The following is an 18,565-nucleotide window of genomic DNA, read 5'->3' on the forward strand; positions in this document are numbered from 1 at the left end:
TCGTTAATCCTTCAGGCCCGACCCGGGCCTGGCCTGGGCCGCATGCAGGTCGGCCTTGACGGTGTCGGGGGCCAGGTTGTTGACGACGTTGCCGATGAATTTGCTGCTGGCGAGGCCCGCGACGATGCGGTCCTTGCCTTCCTTGAGGGCTTCGTAACCTTCCGCGGCCACCTTTGCCGGCGACGCCTTTTCTCCCACGCCGAGCTTGTTGGTCAGCATGTCGGCGCGCGGCCAGAAATTGGTGTCGACCTGGCCCGGCATCAAGAGCGTGATGGTAATGCCTTCGATGCCGCTGTCCTTGAGTTCGGACTTGACCGCTTCGGCGAACGACACCAGGAAGGCCTTGGTCGCGCCATACACAGCCTCGTACGCCGTCGGCATGGTGCCCGAGATCGAGGCGGTGAACAGCAGCTTGCCGGCGCCTTGCTCGACCATGTCGGGCAGGATGCGCTTGGTCAGGTGGACTTGCGAGATCGTGTTCAGCTGGATCATCGCGATCTCTCGTTGCAGGTCGGTGCCGCCGACGAAGCGGCCGCCGAGGCCGACGCCGGCGTTGAGGGCGGCGGCGGCCAGCGGGCGGCCCGCGGCGCGCACCGCCGCGTACAGGGTTTCGACGCCGTCGAATTCGGTGAGGTCGGCCACCACGGTGGCAACTTGCGCGCCGCGGCTTTTCAGCTCGTCGGCCGCGGCGTCCAGGCCGGCCTGCGTGGTGGCGGTGATGATGAGGTCATGGCCGTCGGCCGCGAACTGGTGGGCCAGTTCGTAGCCGATGCCGCTGGAGGCGCCGGTGATCAGCGCCAGGGGGCGATGGGTTTGCTCTGTCATTGCTGGCTCCTTCGATTGATCGTTGGGGCCAGCGTAGCATGTCGAAAAAATAGCCCTCGTCCGGCTGGGCAGGTCGCTTCTAGGCGTCGAGATAGCGCGCGACCGCCTGTCCCACTTCGGTGGTGTTGGCGGAGCCGCCCATGTCCGGCGTGCGCGGACCCTCGACCAGGCACTTCTCGATGGCGGCCAGCATGGCGTCGTGCGCCGCGGTGTAGGTGGCGTCGCCCTGGCCCAGGAACTCGAGCATCATCGCGCCGGACCAGATCATCGCGATCGGGTTGGCGATGTTCTTGCCGTAGATGTCGGGCGCCGAGCCGTGCACCGGTTCGAACAGCGAAGGGAAGGTCCGTTCCGGATTCAGGTTGGCCGATGGCGCGATGCCGATGGTGCCGGTGCAGGCCGGGCCGAGGTCGGACAGGATGTCGCCGAACAGGTTCGAGGCCACCACCACGTCGAAGCGCTCGGGCGAGATCACGAAGCGCGCGCACAGGATGTCGATGTGGTACTTGTCCCATTTGACGTCGCCATACTGCTGGCCGATGGCGGCCACGCGCTCGTCCCAGTAGGGCATCGAGATCGAGATGCCGTTCGACTTGGTGGCGGCGGTCAGGTGTTTCCTGGGGCGGCGCTGGGCCAGGTCAAAGGCGTACTTGAGGATGCGGTCGGTGCCGTGGCGGGTGAAGACCGATTCCTGCAACACGAATTCGCGCTCGGTCCCTTCGAACATCTTGCCGCCGACCGAGGAGTATTCGCCTTCGGTGTTTTCGCGCACCACGTAGAAGTCGATGTCGCCCGGCTTCTTGTTGGCCAGCGGGCAGGGCACGCCGGGCATCAGGCGCACCGGACGCAGGTTGACGTACTGGTCGAACTCGCGCCGGAACTTGAGCAGCGAGCCCCACAGCGAAATATGGTCGGGCACCGTCTCGGGCCAGCCGACGGCGCCGAAATAGATGGCTTCGAAGCCGTCCAGTTGCTGGCGCCAGTCGTCCGGCATCATCTTGCCGTGCTGCGCGTAGTAGTCGCAGTCGGCCCAGGCGAAGGTGGTGAATTCGAGGCCGATGCCGAAGCGGCGGGCGGCCACCTCGAGGGCGCGCAGGCCTTCGGGCATGACTTCCTTGCCGATGCCGTCGCCGGCGATGACTGCGATCTTGTGGGTTTTCATGGGGCGTGGCTCCTGAGTGCTGGATGAATGTGGTCAGCATAATCCGAAACACTGTGTTTATAATATGGACTTTCGTGGTCGCCAGGAACACGTAACGTGAATAATCTGCTGGAGAATGCCGACTTGCGTGTGTTCGTGACCGTCGTGCGCAAGGGTTCGTTCGCCCAGGCCGCCGCCGAGCTGGGCATGTCGGCGGCCTATGTCAGCAAGCGCATCGGCGTGCTCGAAGAAGCGCTGGGCGTGCGGCTGTTCCAGCGCACCACGCGCCGCGTCGTCATCACCGAGGAGGGCGAGCAGGCCTTCGGGCGGGCCCAGGCGATCCTGGACAGCCTGGACGACCTGGTCGACGAGGTGTCCGAGCGGCGCCGCGAGCCCAGTGGCCGGGTGCGCATCTGCAGCAGCTTCGGCTTTGGGCGCAATGTGGTGGCGCCGGCCATCGCCAAGCTGGTGCGCGCTTATCCGGCGCTGCAGATCCGGTTCGAGGTGTTCGACCGCCTGGTCGATCCGGTGGCCGAAGGTTTCGACCTCGATGTGCGCATCGGCGACGAGATCGCGCCGCAGCTGATCGCGCGCCGCCTGATGGCGAACCACCGCATCCTGTGCGCGGCGCCGGACTACCTTGCGCAGCATGGCGCGCCGCGCTCGCTGCAGGAGCTGTCCGGCCACCATTGCCTGGTGATCAAGGAGCGCGACCACCCGTTCGGCGTGTGGCGGCTGCGCGCGCGCGGTGGCGAAGAAACGGTGAAGGTCTCGGGCGCGCTGTCGACCAACCACGGCGAGATCGCGCTGCGCTGGGCGCTCGACGGCGCCGGCATCATCCTGCGCTCGCGCTGGCATGCCCAGCCCCATCTCGATGCCGGGCGGCTGGTGCAACTGCTGCCCGACTTCACCCAGGAAGCCAATGTCTGGGCGGTGTATCCGCAGCGGCTGGGCAATTCGGCGAAGGTGCGGGTGTGCGTCGAGTTCCTGGAGCGCGAGCTGGCGATGCAGGCACCGGAATAGGGATTCTTTTGGTCGAAACCGCACCGGAATAGTAGCTGCGCGCACCGCGATAGTGCGCTGCACAAGGGTGTTCCCTCGGGTGTTTCTCATCTGATACGCATCGATGCGTGGCGTATCGACATTGCGCCGCAACATGAGCGATAATAGCGACCCGAAGCACACCATACCCCGTGCGTTTCGTGCATTTGCGCCCACCCGGCGCGCCGCCATCCCTGTTACTACCATATCGCAAGGAACATGAACTTCAGCTCGTCGCTTGTCGCTACCCCCTGCACGGCCACCCGGCGGACCCTGTCCGTTCGCGTGGCGATCGCTTTCATCATCGTCGATGCAGCGGTGCGCTGATGAGCCAATCTGTCATGTTTCCGGGCCCGGCATCGCCGGCCCAGCGTGCTGTCGTGGTCAAGCCGCATTCGCCGCTCGATGACGTCTACGGCATCGCCGTCGGCGTGCTGTTCGTCGTGATCGGCATCGTGCTGCTGCAGGCGGCGCAACTGATCACCGGCGGCGTGGCCGGCATCGCGCTGCTGACGTCCTACGTGAGCGGGATGTCGGTGGGCACGCTGTTCATGATGATCAACGTGCCGTTCTTCCTGTTCGGCTACCTGTTCATGGGGCCGCTCTTCACCTTCAAGTCGCTGGCCGGCAGCGCGCTGGTGATGGGCCTGCTCAAGCTGATGCCCTACGTGCTGGTGATCGACCACATCCACCCCGTGGCGGCGGCGCTGGGCGGCGGCACCTTCTGCGGCATGGGCATCCTGGCCATGGCGCGCCACGGCGCGGGCGTCGGCGGCACCGGCATCGTCACCCTGTGGCTGCAAAAGAAATACGGCATCAACGCCGGCCGCACCCAGGTCATGATCGACGGTGTCATCCTGCTGCTGGCCCTGGGCCTGGTGGCCCCGCACCTGGTCGGCTGGTCCGCGCTGAGCGCGATCGCCATGAGCAGCATGGTCATGGCCTGGCACCGCGCCGGCCGCTACTTCGGCAGCTAACCCTCAATAAGGGTCAGAGTAGAATTATTGAGCAATTTCTCCGCTTGATCGGCAGCTATTCTCAATGAGTAGCTGCCTGTAATCAGGCAGCGAAATAATGAGGGTCAGAGTCGAATTATTTTCCAATTGATTTTCAAAAATTGGCAAACAATTCGACACTGACCCTCTTTGTTTTTAGCCCGTGCGAGCGCTATCAGCGATGAATATCGTTCTCTATTCTAACTAGTTCTCTGCCCGTAATAAAAATGGCGCGCAATACGGCGCGAATAATGAGGGTCAGAGTCGATTTGTCGAACAATTTCTTGGATTGCCGATCAGTTCGACATCGATTTCTCAGCTAGACCAGAGATATTGCCCAATAATTAGGGTCAGAGTCGAATTGTTAACCAATTGATTTACTGAAGTTGTCAAACAATTTTACTCTGACCCTGATTAGTGCGCTTGTAGGCGCGCGCGGCTCGGCGGTATTGGCTTGTAGAATGGGCGCAATCTCATTGCCTGGAAATTGCCATGTCGCGTCTCTTGCATTGTGTCGTGCTCGCTTTTTTGTTTGCGTCGTGCCAGGGCGCTTTTGGACAGCAGCGGGCCTTGCTGATCCAGAATGCGCATGTCATCAGTCTCGATCCGCAGCAGGGCGACCGGCGCGAGGCCGACGTGCTGGTGCGCGATGGGCGGATCGTCGCCGTCGGGCGCGAGCTCGGGGCGGCGGGGGCCGAGCGGATCGATGCGCGCGGCATGATCCTGTTGCCGGGGCTGGTCGACACCCATAACCACCTGTGGCTGAGCGCGGCGCGCGGGCAGTTTCGCAATACGCCGGACACCGACTATTTTGCGCTCAAGAAGCGACTGGGGCGGCACTATACGCCGGACGACGTTCGCATCGGCACCTATGTCGGCGCCGTCGAGACCCTGGCCTCGGGCGTCACGACCACCGTCGATTTCTTCCATAACCTGCGCAGCCCGGCGCACCTCGCGGCGGCCGAACAGGCGTTGCTGCAAAGCGGCATCCGCGCCCGGTTGCTGGCCGGCGCGCATGACGACCTGGGGCCGGCCGAGAGCGTCGACCTCGACCTGCTCGCCGCCGCGGCGGCGCGGGCGCGGCCGGGACGGGTCACGCTAGGGCTGGGCTGGCGCGGCGTGGGGGAGGGCAAGGCCGACGTGGTTGCCACCGGGCGCCGCGAGATCGCGGCCGCGCGCAAGCTCGGTTTGCCGGTCTCGGTGCATTCCGGCGGCAAGCGCAACGGCGCCCTGGCCGCCAGCGGCCTGTTAGGGGAGGACGTGCAGATCGTGCACGCCACCGGCGCCACGCCCGCCGAGCTGGCGGCGTTTCGACAGGCCGGCAGCGCGCTCTCGCTGACGCCGGTCACCGAGCAGCGGGTCGGCTATGGCCTGACTATCCTCAGCGACTACGCGGCCGTGGGCCGCATCGGCCTGGGCATCGACGGCACGGCGCTGGCCGGCAGCGCCGACCTGTTCGCCAATATGCGCCTGCTCGCGCTTACCGAATCGGGCGCCCGCAAAACGGAAACGGCGGTCGCGCCGCGCCGCATCCTCGAACTGGCGACCATCGAGGCGGCGCGCTCGATCGGCATGGACGAGCAGATCGGTTCGATCACGCCAGGCAAGCGCGCCGACCTGATCCTGCTCGACCCCGGCGCCCTGAACATGGCGCTGGCCGACGCTGCCGATCCCTATGCCCTGATCGTGTACTCGGCCACGCCGGCCAACGTCGACACGGTGATCGTCGACGGCGTCGTGCGCAAGCGCGGCGGGCGCCTGCTCGGCGTCGACGTGCCCCGGGTGATGCAAGAGGCGCGCGCCTCGATCGACGCCATCCTCGAACGCGCAGGCGCCGCTTCCAGGTAAGACCTCAGTAGGCTTGCGCAGCCGGATTGGCGTGCAGCAGCAAGGTGGCGCGCAGGCCCGGATGGTTGTCTTCGAGGGTCAGGCTGCCGCCGTGCAGGCGCGCCACCGCCGAGACCACGCTCAGGCCCAGGCCCACGCCCGGCGTGCCGCGGCTGGCGTCGACCCGGTAGAAGCGCTCGATCACGCGCGTGCGCTCGTGTTCCGGAATGCCCGGGCCGTTGTCGGCCACCACCACCGCGACGCGCTCGGCGTCGATGCGGCGCGCCGTGATCGCGATCGCGCCGCGCACCGGCGCGTACTTCAATGCGTTGTCGGCCATATTGCCCAGGGCCTGGGCCAGCAGCACCGGGTCGCCCACCACCCGCAAGTCCTCGGGCGCGTCGAAGCCCAGGTCGATGTCCTTCAGCTCGGCCACCGGGCCATAGAACTCGGTGACCTCGGCCCCCAGCGCGGCCAGGTCGACCTCGACGAAGCCGCCGCGCCGGCTGCCGCTGTCGATCTCGCTAAGCCTCAGCAGCGCGTTGAAGATGCCCATCACGCGATCGACGTCGTCGATGGCGGCGTCGATCTCGGCGAAGGTTTCTTCGCTCGGCGGACGCGCCACCGACAGTTCTTCCAGCCGCGCGCGCAGCTCCGACAGCGGCGTGCGCAGGTCGTGCGCGATCGCGTTCGAGACGTCCTGCACCCCGGTCACCAGGTGCTCGATCTGGTCCAGCATGCGGTTCACGGTGCGGGTCAGCTGCTGCAGCTCGTCGCCGTCGCGCGGCTCCACCAGGCGGTGCGATAGCTTGCCTTCGATGATCGAGGCCGTGGTCTGGCTGATGCGCTGCACCCGGCCCAGGAGCGCGCGCCGGATCAGGACGCCGCCCAGCGCCGCCCCCACCAGCACCGCCAGCGCGCAGCCCAGCAGGCCATAGGCGAACAGGCGCTCGAGCTGCTGGAAGCGATCGAGGTTGCTGGCCACCAGGAGAGAATAGCCGTCTTCCAGCGTCACCCGCACCAGCTCAACGTTGCGCGGCTTGTCGTCGACCCGGATCGTCACCTGGCACAGGCCGTCGCGCTCGGGCACGCCCTCGGGCCATTCCGGCAGGTTGCCGGCCAGCTTGGCGCCATCGGGCGCCACGAACAGCATGATCTTGCGCACGCCGTCGTTGACGCCATGGACCTGGCTGTCGATCGCCGCCGCCAGCGCCGGCGGCCCCTGGCGCTCGAACAGGTTGCGCAGGTGGCGGGCGTCCGACTTGAGCAGCTGGGTGCGCACCTCGCCGATGTTCTTGTGCCAGGCGAACCACAGCGGCGCGGCGAACATCGCCAGCACCAGCAGGGTGACGACGGCGTAGCCGATCGCGATGGTGCGGGCGGAAAAGCTGGGCAGGCGCAGGTTCAAGGGACGTGTCTCACGGCTGGTCGGTCAGCATGTAGCCGGCGTTGCGCACGGTGCGCAGCAGCGGCGTCGCAAAGCCCGCGTCGATCTTCTGGCGCAGCTTGCTGATATGGACGTCGATGACGTTGGTCTGCGGGTCGAAGTGGTAATCCCACACGTTCTCGAGCAGCATGGTGCGCGTCACCACCTGGTTGGCGTGGCGCAGCAGGTAAGTGAGCAGCTTGAACTCGCGCGGCTGCAGCGCCACCGGGCGGCCGGCGCGCGTGACGCGGTGCGCCAGCATGTCGACCGACAGGTCGCCCAGGCTCATCACGGTCTCCACCGCCTGGCTCTGCGAGCGGCGCAGCAGGGCGTCGAGCCGCGCCAGCAGCTCGCCGAAGGCGAACGGTTTCGTCAGGTAGTCGTCGCCGCCGGCGCGCAGGCCGCGGATGCGGTCGTCCACGCCGTCCAGCGCGGAGAGGATCAGGATCGGCACCCGGTTGCCCTGCTGGCGCAGGGCTTCGATCAGCCCCAAGCCATCGATCCCGCCCGGCAGCATGCGGTCCATGACGATCGCGTCGTAGGGCTCGCTGACGGCATGGTACATGCCGTCGCGGCCATTGTCGGCGTGGTCGACCGTATGGCCGGCCTCGGTCAGCCCCTTCTTGACGAAGCGGGCCACGCGTTCATTGTCTTCGACGAGTAACAGTTTCACGGCAGTCTCATTGGGAAGCCGGCATTGTATCCGCTGCCTCGGCCTCGGCCTTCGGCGCGTGCGCCGGCGCCGGCGGCGGCGTGTGGGCCACCGGCGGCTTCGAGCGGCCCGCGACCAGCACGTAGAACAGCGGGATCAGGAAGGTCGCCAGGAAGGTCGCCGTCATCATCCCGCCGATCACGCCGATGCCCAGCGCGTTCTGGCTGCCCGAACCGGCGCCGCTCGAAATCGCCAGCGGCGTCACGCCCAGGATGAAGGCCATCGAGGTCATGATGATCGGGCGTAGACGCACCTTGGACGCTTCCAGCGCCGCCTCCACCAGGCCCATGCCCTGCATCTGCAGCTCGCGCGCGAATTCGACGATCAGGATCGCGTTCTTGGCCGACAGGCCGATGGTGGTCAACAGGCCCACCTGGAAGAACACGTCGTTTTCCATGCCGAAGGCGGTGGCCGCGCCGAGCGCGCCCAGCACGCCGATCGGCACCACCATGATCACCGAGATCGGGATCGCCCAGCTTTCATACAGCGCCGCCAGGCACAGGAACACGACCAGGATCGACAGCGCGTACAGCAGCGGCGCCTGGGCGCCGGCCTGCGATTCCTGCAGCGAGATGCCGCTCCATTCGTAGCCGATGCCCTGTGGCAACTGGCCCACCAGCTCGGTCATGATGGCCATCGCTTCGCCGGTGCTGTAGCCCGGCGCCGGCTGGCCCTGGATCTCGGCCGACTCGATGCCGTTGTAGCGCGCCATCGCCGGCGAGCCCCAGGTCCAGCGCGCGGTGGCGAAGGACGAGAAGGGCACCATCGCGCCCTCGCCATTCCTCGCGTACAGGTGGCGCAGGTCGTCCGGGTTCATGCGGAACTGGGCGTCGGCCTGGATGTAGACGCGCTTGATGCGGTTGTCGGTGTCCAGGAAGTTGTTGATGTAGCGCGAGCCCCAGGCGGTCGAGAAGATCTGGTCGACCTGGGTCAGGTCGACGCCCAGCGCCGCCGCCTTTTCGCGGTCGATGTCGATCTTGTAGGTGGCGTTGTCGGCCTGGCCCGAGAAGCGCACGCGCTGCAGCCGCTGGTCCTTGGCGGCCAGCTCGAGCAGGCGGTCGCGCGCCTGCCCCAGCGCCTCGTGGCCCAGGCCGCCGCGGTCCTGCAGCTGCAGGTTGAAGCCGGTGGCCGAGCCCAGGCCGCGGATCGACGGCGGTTCGACGGTATTGATCACCGCGCCCTGGAAATTGGCGTAGCGCGCGCTGATGCGGCTGGCCAGCGCCGACACCCCCAGCTCGTCGCCCTTGCGCTCGTCCCATGGCCGCAGGCGCACGAACAGGCGGCCCTGGTTCTGGCCGCGCTGCGGCTGAGAGGCGCCGTTGGTCATGAAGGTGGCCTCGACCACCGCCTTTTCTTCGTTCAGCAGGTACTGGCTGATCTCTTCCAGCACGCGGCCGGTGATTTCCTGGCTGCTGCCGGCCGGGGTCTGCACCTGGACGAACATGAAGCCCCGGTCTTCCTTGGGCAGGAAGCCGCCCGGCAGGCGCAGGAACAGCGCGACCACGATGCCGACCATGACCAGGTACGCCAGCATCCACAGGCCGCGCCGTTTCAGGATGCCCGAGACGCCGCCCAGGTAGCGGTCGCGGGTAGCGTCGAACGAGCGGTTGAACCAGCCGAAGAAGCCCTTCTTTTCATGGTGGTTCGGATCGACCGGCTTGAGCATGGTCGCGCACAGGGCCGGCGTGAGCGTCAGCGCGATGAAGGCCGACAGCAGCATCGAGGCCACCACCGTGAGCGAGAATTCGCGGTAGATCGCGCCCACCGTGCCGCTCGAGAAGGCGACCGGCACGAACACCGCCGACAGCACCAGGGCCACGCCCACCAGCGCGCTGGTGATCTGGCCCATCGCCTTGACGGTCGCTTCCTTTGGTCCCAGGCCGTCCTCGTGCATCACGCGCTCGACGTTCTCGACCACCACGATGGCGTCGTCGACCAGGAGGCCGATCGACAGCACCAGGCCGAACATCGACAGCGTATTCACGGTGAAGCCGAGCGCCGCCATGATGCCGAAGGTGCCGAGCAGCACCACCGGCACCGTGATCGACGGGATCAGGGTGGCGCGGAAGTTTTGCAGGAACAGGTACATGACCAGGAACACCAGCACGATGCCCTCGATCAGGGTGTGCACCACGCCGCTGATCGATTCCTCGATGAAGGGGGTGACGTCGTTCGGGTAGACCGTGCGCAGGCCCGGCGGGAAGAACTGGCCCAGTTCTTCCAGGCGCGCACGCACCCGTTCCGCGGTCTCGAGAGCATTCGCGTTCGGCGCCAGCTGGATGCCCAGGCCCGACGCCGACTTGCCGTTCAGGCGCACGTCGACGTTATAGTTCTCGGGGCCCAGCGCGACCCGCGCCACGTCGCCGATGCGCACCGACGAGCCGTCCTGCTGCACCTTGAGCAGGATGCGCTTGAACTCGTCGGGCGTGCGCAGCATGGTGGCCTGGTTGATGGTGGCGCTCAGCATCTGGCCGGGGACGGCCGGCAGGCCGCCCAGCGCGCCGCCCGCGATCTGGACGTTCTGGGCGCGGATGGCGTCGGCCACGTCGAGCGGGGTCAGTTGGTAGCTGGTCAGCTTGACCGGATCGAGCCAGACGCGCATCGCGTACTGGGTGCCGAACAGGTTCATGCTGCCCACGCCCGGGATGCGGCTGAGCGGATCCTGGATGTTCGAGGCCACGTAGTTGGCGATGTCGAACTTGGTCATGCTGTCGTCGTCCGAGACGAAGGCGGCGACCATCAGGAAGTCCGAGGTCGACTTGGTCACCTGCAGGCCGGACTGCTGGACCTCGCTCGGCAGGCGCGGCACCGCGGTCTGCAGCTTGTTCTGCACCTGCACCTGGGCGATGTCGGGATCGGTGCCGGCGGCGAAGGTCAGGGTGGTGGTCGAGCGGCCGGTGTCGTCGCTGGTCGACTGCATGTAGAGCAGGTTGTCGATCGCCGTCATCTGCTGCTCGATCACCTGCACCACGGTGTTCTGCATGGTGTCGGCCGAGGCGCCGGGGAAGGTGGCCTGGATCTGCACCGATGGCGGCGACACCGGCGGATACTGCTCGACCGGCATCTTGAACAGGGCGATCCCGCCGACCAGCATGATCAACAGGGAAATCACGATCGCGAAGATCGGACGCTGGATGAAGAACTTTGGCATCGTCGCTTATCCCTGGCGCGCTGCGGCCGTGGCAGTGTTGGCGGCGGCGCTGGCCGGCGCCGCCGGCGCCTGGCTGGCGGGCGCCGACGGCGCGCCGATCCGGACCACGGTGCCGGGACGCAGCTTCTGGGTGCCGCTGACCACCACGCGTTCGCCTTCCTTCAGGCCTTCGTCGATCAGCCAGTAGCCGTCGACCAGGGCGCCGGTGCGCACGGTGCGCAGCTGGGCCTTGTTCTCGCGGTCCACGATCATGACGGTCGCGGTGCCTTGCGGGGTGCGCGAGACGGCCGGCGCCGGCACCCGCATCACCGACTGGCGCACGCCCTGGCTGACGCTGGCGCGCACGAACATGCCGGGCAGCAGCAGCTTGTCGGGATTCGGGAAGCGCGCGCGCAGGGTGACCGCGCCGGTGGCCTGGTCGACCGTCACGCCGGAAAACTCGAGCGTGCCGCTGCGAGCGTAGGTGCTGCCGTCTTCCAGGGTCAGGCTGACCCTGGCGGCGTTGGCGCCGTCCATGCGCACCCGGCCGGCGGCGATCTCGCGCCGGAGCAGCAGTCCGTCGACGCTCGATTGCTGCAGGTCGACGTACATCGGGTCGATCTGCTGGATGGTGGTCATCAGGGTCGCGGCGCTGCCCTGGACATAGGCGCCTTGCGTCACCGCCGACACGCTGCTGCGGCCGGTGATCGGCGCGCTCACGCTCGTATAGCCCAGGTTGATGCGGGCGCTCTCGACGGCGGCCTTGGCGGCGGCGACGTCGGCCGCGGCTTCGAGCTGGGCGGCTTCGGCGTTTTCGAATTCCTGCTTGCTGACCGCGTTTTCCTTCACCAGCACCTGGTTGCGCTTGAGCTGGGAGGTATTGCTGGCCAGGGTGGCCTGGGCCCGCTGCAGCTCGGCCTCGGCGCTGGCCAGCGCGGCGCGGTAGGGCGCCGGATCGATCAGGTACAGCGGCTCGCCCGACTTGACGTCGGCCCCTTCCCTGAAGCGGCGCTCCTGCACGATGCCGTCGACCCGGGCCCGGACCTCGGCCAGCAGGAAGGGCGCGGTGCGACCCGGCAGGGCGATGTTGAGCGCCACGTTGGATGTGTTCATCGTCAATACGGCCACCTCCGGAACGGTGGGCGTGACGGGTTTCGGGTCTTTGGCGCAGGCGGACAGCAGCAGCGCCGCCAGCGCGGCGGCGCCAAGGGCCGGCTGGCGCCGGCGCGAGGAAGTGGTCGAGGGCATGTGGTTGGATCCGGATTGCAAGGTTGAGAGCGATATTTTCCCAACCTTCGATCATGCCCGGCGCAGGCTTAAAAGGGGGTGTGCGAATGATTAATTTTAGTTAATGTGCCTTCCCGTGTGCCAGAATGGCCATGGATGAGCGATAGATTTTCTTGTCGCGCCGCTAACGGCTGAGCGATAGCAATTTACCGCATGACCTGCGGCGCGTCCTGCACGCTCGCGCCGCAGCAGGGAGGGGGAGTATCCTGCCTCCATGGTCCGGCATGGGGGAGTATCCAGCTTAGTGGCCCACGGTTTCGCCGCGCGCGAAGGCCAGCAGGTCGGCATTGACCCGGTCCTTGTGCGTCTCGGTCAAGCCGTGCGGCGCGCCGGCATAGGCGATGAAGGTCGCGTGCGGCACCAGCCGCGCCGAAGCCCGGCCGCCGACGTCGATCGGGACCACCTGGTCGTCGTCGCCGTGGATGATCAGCGTCGGCTTGTCGAATTTCCTGAGGTCGTCGCGGAAGTCGGTCTCGGAAAACGCCGCGATCGAGTCGTAGGTATTCTTGTGCCCGCCCAGCATTCCCTGCAGGAACCACGACTGGATCAATCCCGGCGATGGCGTCGCGCCCGTCCGGTTGAAGCCATAGAAGGGGCCGGACGGGATGTCGAGGTAGAGCTGGGCGCGGTTCTCGAGCTGGCCGGCGCGGATGGCGTCGAACACCTCGCGCGGCACGCCGTCGGGGTTGTCGGGGCGCTGCACCATCAGCGGCGGCACGGCGCCGATCAGGGCCAGCCGGGCGATGCGGCCGGTGCCATGGCGGCCGACGTAGCGCGCCACCTCGCCGCCGCCGGTCGAAAAGCCGACCAGGCAGACGTCATTGAGGTCGAGCAATTCGAGCAACTGGGCCAGGTCGTCGGCGTAATGGTCCATATCGTTGCCGTCCCACGGCTGGCTCGAGCGCATGTGTCCGCGCCGGTCGTGTGCGATCGTACGGAAGCCGTTGTGCGACAGGTGCAGCATCTGCGCTTCCCAGCTGTCGGCGCCCAGCGGCCAGCCGTGGCAGAACACGACCGGCCGGCCGCGGCCCCAATCCTTGTAATAGATGTCGACGCCGTCGCGGGTGGTGAAGGTGGCCATCGTGTGTCCTTTCGGCATGGTGAGTGGGAGCGCCGGGACCATGGGTGAAATCGCCGGCAACACCGATTGTTCCGTATTGTCCAGCGAGCGGTGTCGACCGGATCAAGTCGGGGCCATGCAGCGACCCGCAGCAGGTGCGGCGATCGTGCACCGGGATGACACATGAAATCCTGGTCAATCCCGGGCTGCTACCGAAAGAAATTGCGGGTCAAAACCAGTGTTGCCGGTGAGCTAGCACTTCTGACAAGCTAGAATGTCAATAAACTGATCCGGCCGTGGCGAACAGGCCACGGAAGATATTGAACAGGGCCTGTCACGAGTTCTCGTAGAGCAACTATTCACGTAAAATCGACCGGTTACATATCCCATACAAGTTCTCGTTGATGCGTATGCCAATTGTCCGGAATCTGCCGCGCACCCTGCTTCCCCGCGGACTGGCAGGCTACATGGCGCTCGCAACCTCGGTTCTGTGCGCCGTCCTCACCATCATCCTGGTCGCCCTGGTCCAGAACCAGGCGCGCGACCATGTGCGCGAAAGCATCGGCTTCGGCCTGGGCGAGCTGGCCCAGCAGGCCGCGGACAAGCTCGACCGCGGCATGTATGAGCGCTACCGCGAGGTCAAGCTGCTGGCGCGGCGCATCGCCGACCTGGGGCCGCATGCGACGCTGGAATCGCAGCGCCGCATGCTCGACGACGCCCATCGCAGCTATGGCTATTACAGCTGGCTGGGGATCGCCACCGTGGACGGCCGGGTGCAAGCGGCCGCGCGCGGATTGCTCGAAGGCGCCAACGTGGCGGCGCGGCCGTGGTTCACCAACGCGCTGGCCGGCACCCACATCGGCGACGTGCACGAGGCGCTGCTGCTGGCCAAGCTGTTGCCGCAGGTCGGCGGCGAACCGCAGCGCTTCGTCGACGTGGCTTTCCCCGTCGAAGCGCCGGACGGCCGCCCACGCGCGGTGCTGGGGGCCAACCTGTCATGGCAGTGGGCGCACGACGTCGAACGCTCGGTGATCGAGCCGATCCAGGCCGGGCGTCAGGTGGATGCCCTGATCGTCGATACCAAGGGCCTGGTGCTGCTCGGCCCGCCCGGCCTGCAGGGCACGACGATCGACACCGCCAGCCTGCGCCGCGCGCGCGCCGAGCGCGGCATCGGCTACGTGCTGGAGCGCTGGTCCGATGACAGGGAATACCTGGTCGGCTACAGCCAGACCGACGGTTATGCCGACTATCCCGGCCTGGGCTGGACCGTGCTGCTGCGCCAGGAGGCGGGCAATGCCTATGCGCCGGTGCACCGGCTCGGCCAGTATGCGCTGTGGACCGGCGTGGGCCTGGCGGTGCTGTTCTCGATCGCCGGCGCGCTGGTGGCGAATTGGATCACCCATCCGATCAAGAACCTGCAGGCGTACGCCGACCGCATCCGGCGCGGCGCGGCGGCGCCCCTGGTGCCCGACGAGCGTTCGTATGACGAGGTGCGCAGCCTGTCGAGCGCGCTGAACACGCTGCTGGCCGACCTGGTGCGGCGCGGGCGCGAGATGGAAGAGCTCAACCGCACGCTGGAACAGCGGGTGACCGAGCGCACCCACGAGCTGGCGGGCGCCCTGGCCATCGTCCAGCAGAACGCGCAGCACATCAACACCATCATCGAGACCGCCCACGACGCCTTCATCGGCATGGACCTGGACGGCGTCGTCACCGACTGGAATACCCAGGCCGAGCGCATGTTCGGCTGGCGCCGCCACGAGGCGATCGGGCGCCCGCTGGCCGAACTGGTGCTGCCGCAGCGCTACCATGACTCGCTGCGGCGCGCCATCGTCGAGTTCCGCACCACCGGCCACACCGGCGCCCTGAACCGGCGCGTCGAGCGCATCGTGCGCACGCGCCAGGGCGAGGAATTCGCGATCGAGATGACGGCCGGCATCGCCGGCATCGGCGAGCGCAGCTTCTTCAGCATCTTCCTGCACGATGTCTCGCTCAGGAAGCGCGTCGATCAGATGAAGAACGAGCTGGTGGCCACCGTCTCGCACGAGCTGCGCACGCCGCTGACCTCGATGCGCGCCTCGCTCTCGCTGCTCAAGAGCGGCGCGGCCGGGACGATCGACGGCGAGATCCAGGAGCTGGTCGAGATCACGCACCGCCACTGCGAACGCCTGGTGCGCCTGGTGAGCGATATGCTGGACGTGGAAAAGATCGAATCGGGCCGCCTGTCGGCCGTGCCCAGGACCCAGCCCCTGATGCCGATCGTGGAAGACGCGCTCGGCGCGATGCGGGTCCAGGCCCAGGATGCCGGGGTCGAACTGCGCAGCCGCTGCGAAGCGGGCCTGGAGCGGCAGCCGGCCGAGGTCGACCGCGACCGCATCACCCAGGTGCTGATGAACCTGTTGTCGAACGCGCTCAAGTATTCGCCGCCCCAGGGCGCGGTGGAGGTCACGCTGGCGCGCAGCAGCCGCGGCCTGCGCATCAGCGTGGCCGATCGCGGGCCGGGCATCCCGCCGGCATTTCGCGCGCGCATCTTCCAGCGTTTCGCCCAGGCCGATCCGGGCTCGGACCGCAAGACCAGTTCAGGGCTCGGGTTGGCGATCAGCCGCCAGATCATGGTCGAGCATGGCGGCGAACTGTCGTTCGAGGACCGCGCGGGCGGCGGCACCTGCTTCCACGTCGACCTGCCCTCGAGGGCGTCGGAGCGCGCGCTCGCGGCCTGAAGGCCGTGTCAGGCGCCGGCGTCGGCCGTCCACACGGCCAGTTCGTAGCCGTCCGGATCGATGAAATGGAAGCGCCGTCCGCCGGGGAACGAGAAGGTGTCCTTGCTGATGCGGGCGCCGGCGTCGACGACCCGGCGTTGGGTCGCTTCCAGGTCGTTCGAGTACAGGATCACCAGCGGGCCGCCCGCGCGCACCGGCCCGTCGGTCGTGAAGCCGCCGGCCAGGCGGCCGTCGCGGAACTCGGCATAGCCGGGGCCATAGTCGACGAAGGACCAGCCGAACACCGCGCCATAGAAGGCCTTGCTGCGCGCGATGTCGGCGACGTTGAATTCGATGTTGTCGATCTGATGGTGGTTGCCTTGGGTGCCCACGATGCGTCTCCCTGAAAGTAGTGGAGCCGTCATCTTACCGTAGGGTCGGCGGCGAAGCCGTCGACCCTACGCGAGCAGGCCGGCGGCAGCGTCCACCAGCGCCTCCGGACTGAAGGGCTTGACCATGTAGTAGTCCGCCCCCGCGGCCAGCCCGGCCGCCACGTCGCTCTGCTGGCCGCAGGCCGACAGCAGCATGATCTTCATGCCGGCGGTCGCAGGCGCGTCCTTCAGCTTGCGGCACAGTTGCAGGCCGCTGATGCCTTCGCCCAGCCAGACGTCCAGGATCAGGAGGTCGGGCACGCAGCGCGCCAGCTCGGCCAGCGCGGCCTCGGCGCTGGACGCCTGGCTCACCTCGCCCAGCGCGCGCAGCGTCAGGCGGATCAACAGGCGCAGGTCGGGCTGGTCGTCGACGACGAGGATGCGGCGCGTCATCAAGTGCCCTCCGGGTCGGCGGGCACGCCGTCCCGCGGCAGCCAGACGGTCACCCGGGTGCCGTCCCCCGGGTTCGAGGCGATTTCCACCAGGCCGCAGTGGACGGCCACGATCTCGCGCACGATGGTCATGCCGAGGCCGTTGCCCGGCACGTCGGGCAGGGCGCCGGCGCGCCAGAAGGCGTCGTACACCTGGGTTCGCTGTTCAGGCGTCATGCCGACGCCGCGGTCGCTGACGGTCACGGCGGCGCCCGGGCGGCCGTCGCGCGCTTGGGGCCCGATGCCGATCTCGACCTGGCTGTCGGGCGCCGAATAGGCCAGGGCATTGGCCACGATATTGGCCAGCGCCTGCTGCACGCGCTGCGGGTCGGCCACGATCGGCGCCAGGCCCGGCGCCGCCCGCAGGACGATGCGGCCGGCCTGCGCCGCGTCCTCGATCCCGGCTTTGACCTGCTCCACCACCTGCGCCAGGTCGAGCGGCGCCGGGTGCATCTGGTCCGAGCCGCCCGAATCGATGCGCGCCAGGTCGAGCATCTGGTTGACCAGGCCGATCAGGCGCGTGGCCTGGCGGTGGATGATGTCGATCAGTTCGCGGCCGGTGGCGGCGTCGAAGTCGCGCTTGAGCAGCAGTTCCGAAAAGCCCAGGATGCTGGCCATCGGCGTGCGCAGCTCGTGGCTGGCGGTGCGGAAGTACTCGTAGCGGCGCCGGTTGGCCGCGCGCACGCGCTCCTGCTCGGCGCGGTGCCAGGCGACGTCGCGCACCGTGGCGACCAGGTAACCCTGGCCGTCGAGCGTCATCTCGGCGATCGAGACCTCGGCCGCGAAGATGCTGCCGTCCGGGCGCCGGCCATTGCCTTCATGCCGCGCCACCGGTTTGGGCTGGATGCCGATCAGGGTGCTGGGCGGCACCCCGGCCAGCACCTGGCAAGGCGCGCCGAACATGCGTTCGGCGGCCGGGTTGCACGACTGGATCGCGCCGGCCGCGTCGAACAGCAGCACGCCGTCCGGCAGGTGTTCGAGCAGGGCGCGCACGGTCTGGGCATTGCGCCGTTCGCGCTCGGTCGCGGCCTTCAGTTCGAGGGCGGCGACTTCGTTGGCGACGATGCCCGCCAGGTCGCGCAGCAGCGTGCGTTCGTCGGGGCCGAATGCGCGCGGCACGCGGTCGATGATGCACAGGGTGCCGATGCGGGTGCCGTCGCCGATGTCGATCGGCGAGCCGGCATAGAAGCGCACCGCGCTCTCTCCACGCACCAGCGGGCTGTCGGCGAAGCGCGCGTCCTTGCAGGCATCGGCCACCACCATCACGTCGTCCTGCAGGATGGCGTGGGCGCAGAACGAGGCCGCGCGCGGGGTCTGCTCCAGCGCCATGCCGACGCGCGACTTGAACCACTGGCGCTCGGCGTCGATCAGGCTGACCAGCGCGGTCGGCACGCCGAACAGGCGCGCGGCCAGCCGCGTGATGCGGTCGAAGCGCTCGTCGGGCGGCGAGTCGAGCAGGTCCAGGTCGATCAAGACCTGCAGGCGGCGCGCCTCGTCGGCGGGCAGGGAAGCGGGAAGGTGGGGCGTCTCGTTCATTTTTTTGCGCGTGCGGTGGCGGCT

Annotated in this window: 14 protein-coding genes; 4 read left to right on the forward strand and 10 right to left on the reverse strand. The window is 67.6% G+C overall.

What is annotated here, in order from left to right; translation table 11 throughout:
* Positions 1–3: 3 nt before the first annotated feature.
* Entirely contained in the window at positions 4–825 is an 822-nt protein-coding gene (locus LO55_RS16570) for an SDR family NAD(P)-dependent oxidoreductase (protein ID WP_071362302.1), read from the reverse strand.
* Between the two features lie 79 nt (positions 826–904).
* Positions 905–1,987 carry a tartrate dehydrogenase gene (locus LO55_RS16575; protein WP_071362303.1) on the reverse strand — a complete coding sequence of 361 codons (1,083 nt, stop codon included), beginning with the start codon at positions 1,985–1,987 and terminating at the stop codon, positions 905–907.
* A 96-nt stretch (positions 1,988–2,083) separates the two neighbouring features.
* Here LO55_RS16575 and LO55_RS16580 point away from each other — a divergent pair, with 96 nt between their 5' ends.
* The 3 genes from LO55_RS16580 to LO55_RS16590 all read left to right on the forward strand — a co-directional run bounded on the left by LO55_RS16580 (position 2,084) and on the right by LO55_RS16590 (position 5,850).
* The gene (locus LO55_RS16580; protein WP_071362304.1) at positions 2,084–2,989 is read left to right on the forward strand and encodes a LysR substrate-binding domain-containing protein; all 906 of its coding nucleotides are present in this window, start codon (positions 2,084–2,086) and stop codon (positions 2,987–2,989) included.
* A gap of 344 nt (positions 2,990–3,333) precedes the next feature.
* Complete coding sequence (locus tag LO55_RS16585; protein ID WP_229410161.1) at positions 3,334–3,984, forward strand: YitT family protein; 651 nt, start codon at positions 3,334–3,336, stop codon at positions 3,982–3,984.
* Positions 3,985–4,572: 588 nt separating this feature from the next.
* Complete coding sequence (locus LO55_RS16590; protein ID WP_229410162.1) at positions 4,573–5,850, forward strand: amidohydrolase family protein; 1,278 nt, start codon at positions 4,573–4,575, stop codon at positions 5,848–5,850.
* Between the two features lie 4 nt (positions 5,851–5,854).
* Here LO55_RS16590 and LO55_RS16595 read toward each other — a convergent pair whose 3' ends face one another.
* The 5 genes from LO55_RS16595 to LO55_RS16615 form a co-directional block, all read right to left on the reverse strand.
* On the reverse strand, positions 5,855–7,237 hold the full coding sequence (locus LO55_RS16595) for a sensor histidine kinase (RefSeq protein WP_071362306.1): 1,383 nt from the start codon (positions 7,235–7,237) through the stop codon (positions 5,855–5,857).
* A gap of 10 nt (positions 7,238–7,247) precedes the next feature.
* The gene (locus LO55_RS16600; RefSeq protein ID WP_071362307.1) at positions 7,248–7,928 is read right to left on the reverse strand and encodes a response regulator transcription factor; all 681 of its coding nucleotides are present in this window, start codon (positions 7,926–7,928) and stop codon (positions 7,248–7,250) included.
* 7 nt (positions 7,929–7,935) lie between these two features.
* Positions 7,936–11,118 carry an efflux RND transporter permease subunit gene (locus LO55_RS16605; RefSeq protein ID WP_071362308.1) on the reverse strand — a complete coding sequence of 1,061 codons (3,183 nt, stop codon included), beginning with the start codon at positions 11,116–11,118 and terminating at the stop codon, positions 7,936–7,938.
* 6 nt (positions 11,119–11,124) lie between these two features.
* Positions 11,125–12,345 carry an efflux RND transporter periplasmic adaptor subunit gene (locus LO55_RS16610; protein ID WP_071362309.1) on the reverse strand — a complete coding sequence of 407 codons (1,221 nt, stop codon included), beginning with the start codon at positions 12,343–12,345 and terminating at the stop codon, positions 11,125–11,127.
* A 280-nt stretch (positions 12,346–12,625) separates the two neighbouring features.
* A complete protein-coding gene (locus LO55_RS16615; RefSeq protein WP_229409793.1) occupies positions 12,626–13,507 on the reverse strand; it encodes an alpha/beta fold hydrolase in 882 nt (293 codons plus the stop codon).
* 404 nt (positions 13,508–13,911) lie between these two features.
* Here LO55_RS16615 and LO55_RS16620 point away from each other — a divergent pair, with 404 nt between their 5' ends.
* Positions 13,912–16,164, forward strand: a complete 2,253-nt coding sequence (locus LO55_RS16620) for a sensor histidine kinase (protein ID WP_229410163.1) — start codon at positions 13,912–13,914, stop codon at positions 16,162–16,164.
* An 8-nt stretch (positions 16,165–16,172) separates the two neighbouring features.
* Here LO55_RS16620 and LO55_RS16625 read toward each other — a convergent pair whose 3' ends face one another.
* The 3 genes from LO55_RS16625 to LO55_RS16635 form a co-directional block, all read right to left on the reverse strand.
* The gene (locus LO55_RS16625; RefSeq protein WP_071362311.1) at positions 16,173–16,535 is read right to left on the reverse strand and encodes a VOC family protein; all 363 of its coding nucleotides are present in this window, start codon (positions 16,533–16,535) and stop codon (positions 16,173–16,175) included.
* Between the two features lie 66 nt (positions 16,536–16,601).
* A complete protein-coding gene (locus LO55_RS16630) occupies positions 16,602–16,967 on the reverse strand; it encodes a response regulator transcription factor (protein ID WP_071362312.1) in 366 nt (121 codons plus the stop codon).
* Positions 16,967–18,541, reverse strand: coding sequence for a sensor histidine kinase (locus LO55_RS16635; protein WP_071362313.1), 1,575 nt, complete (start codon positions 18,539–18,541; stop codon positions 16,967–16,969). The genes LO55_RS16630 and LO55_RS16635 overlap by 1 nt, the downstream gene beginning before the upstream one ends.
* Positions 18,542–18,565 lie beyond the last annotated feature (24 nt).

Origin of the sequence: Massilia timonae (genome assembly GCF_001866515.1) — a bacterium.
In the GTDB taxonomy this organism is placed as follows: domain Bacteria; phylum Pseudomonadota; class Gammaproteobacteria; order Burkholderiales; family Burkholderiaceae_D; genus Telluria; species Telluria timonae.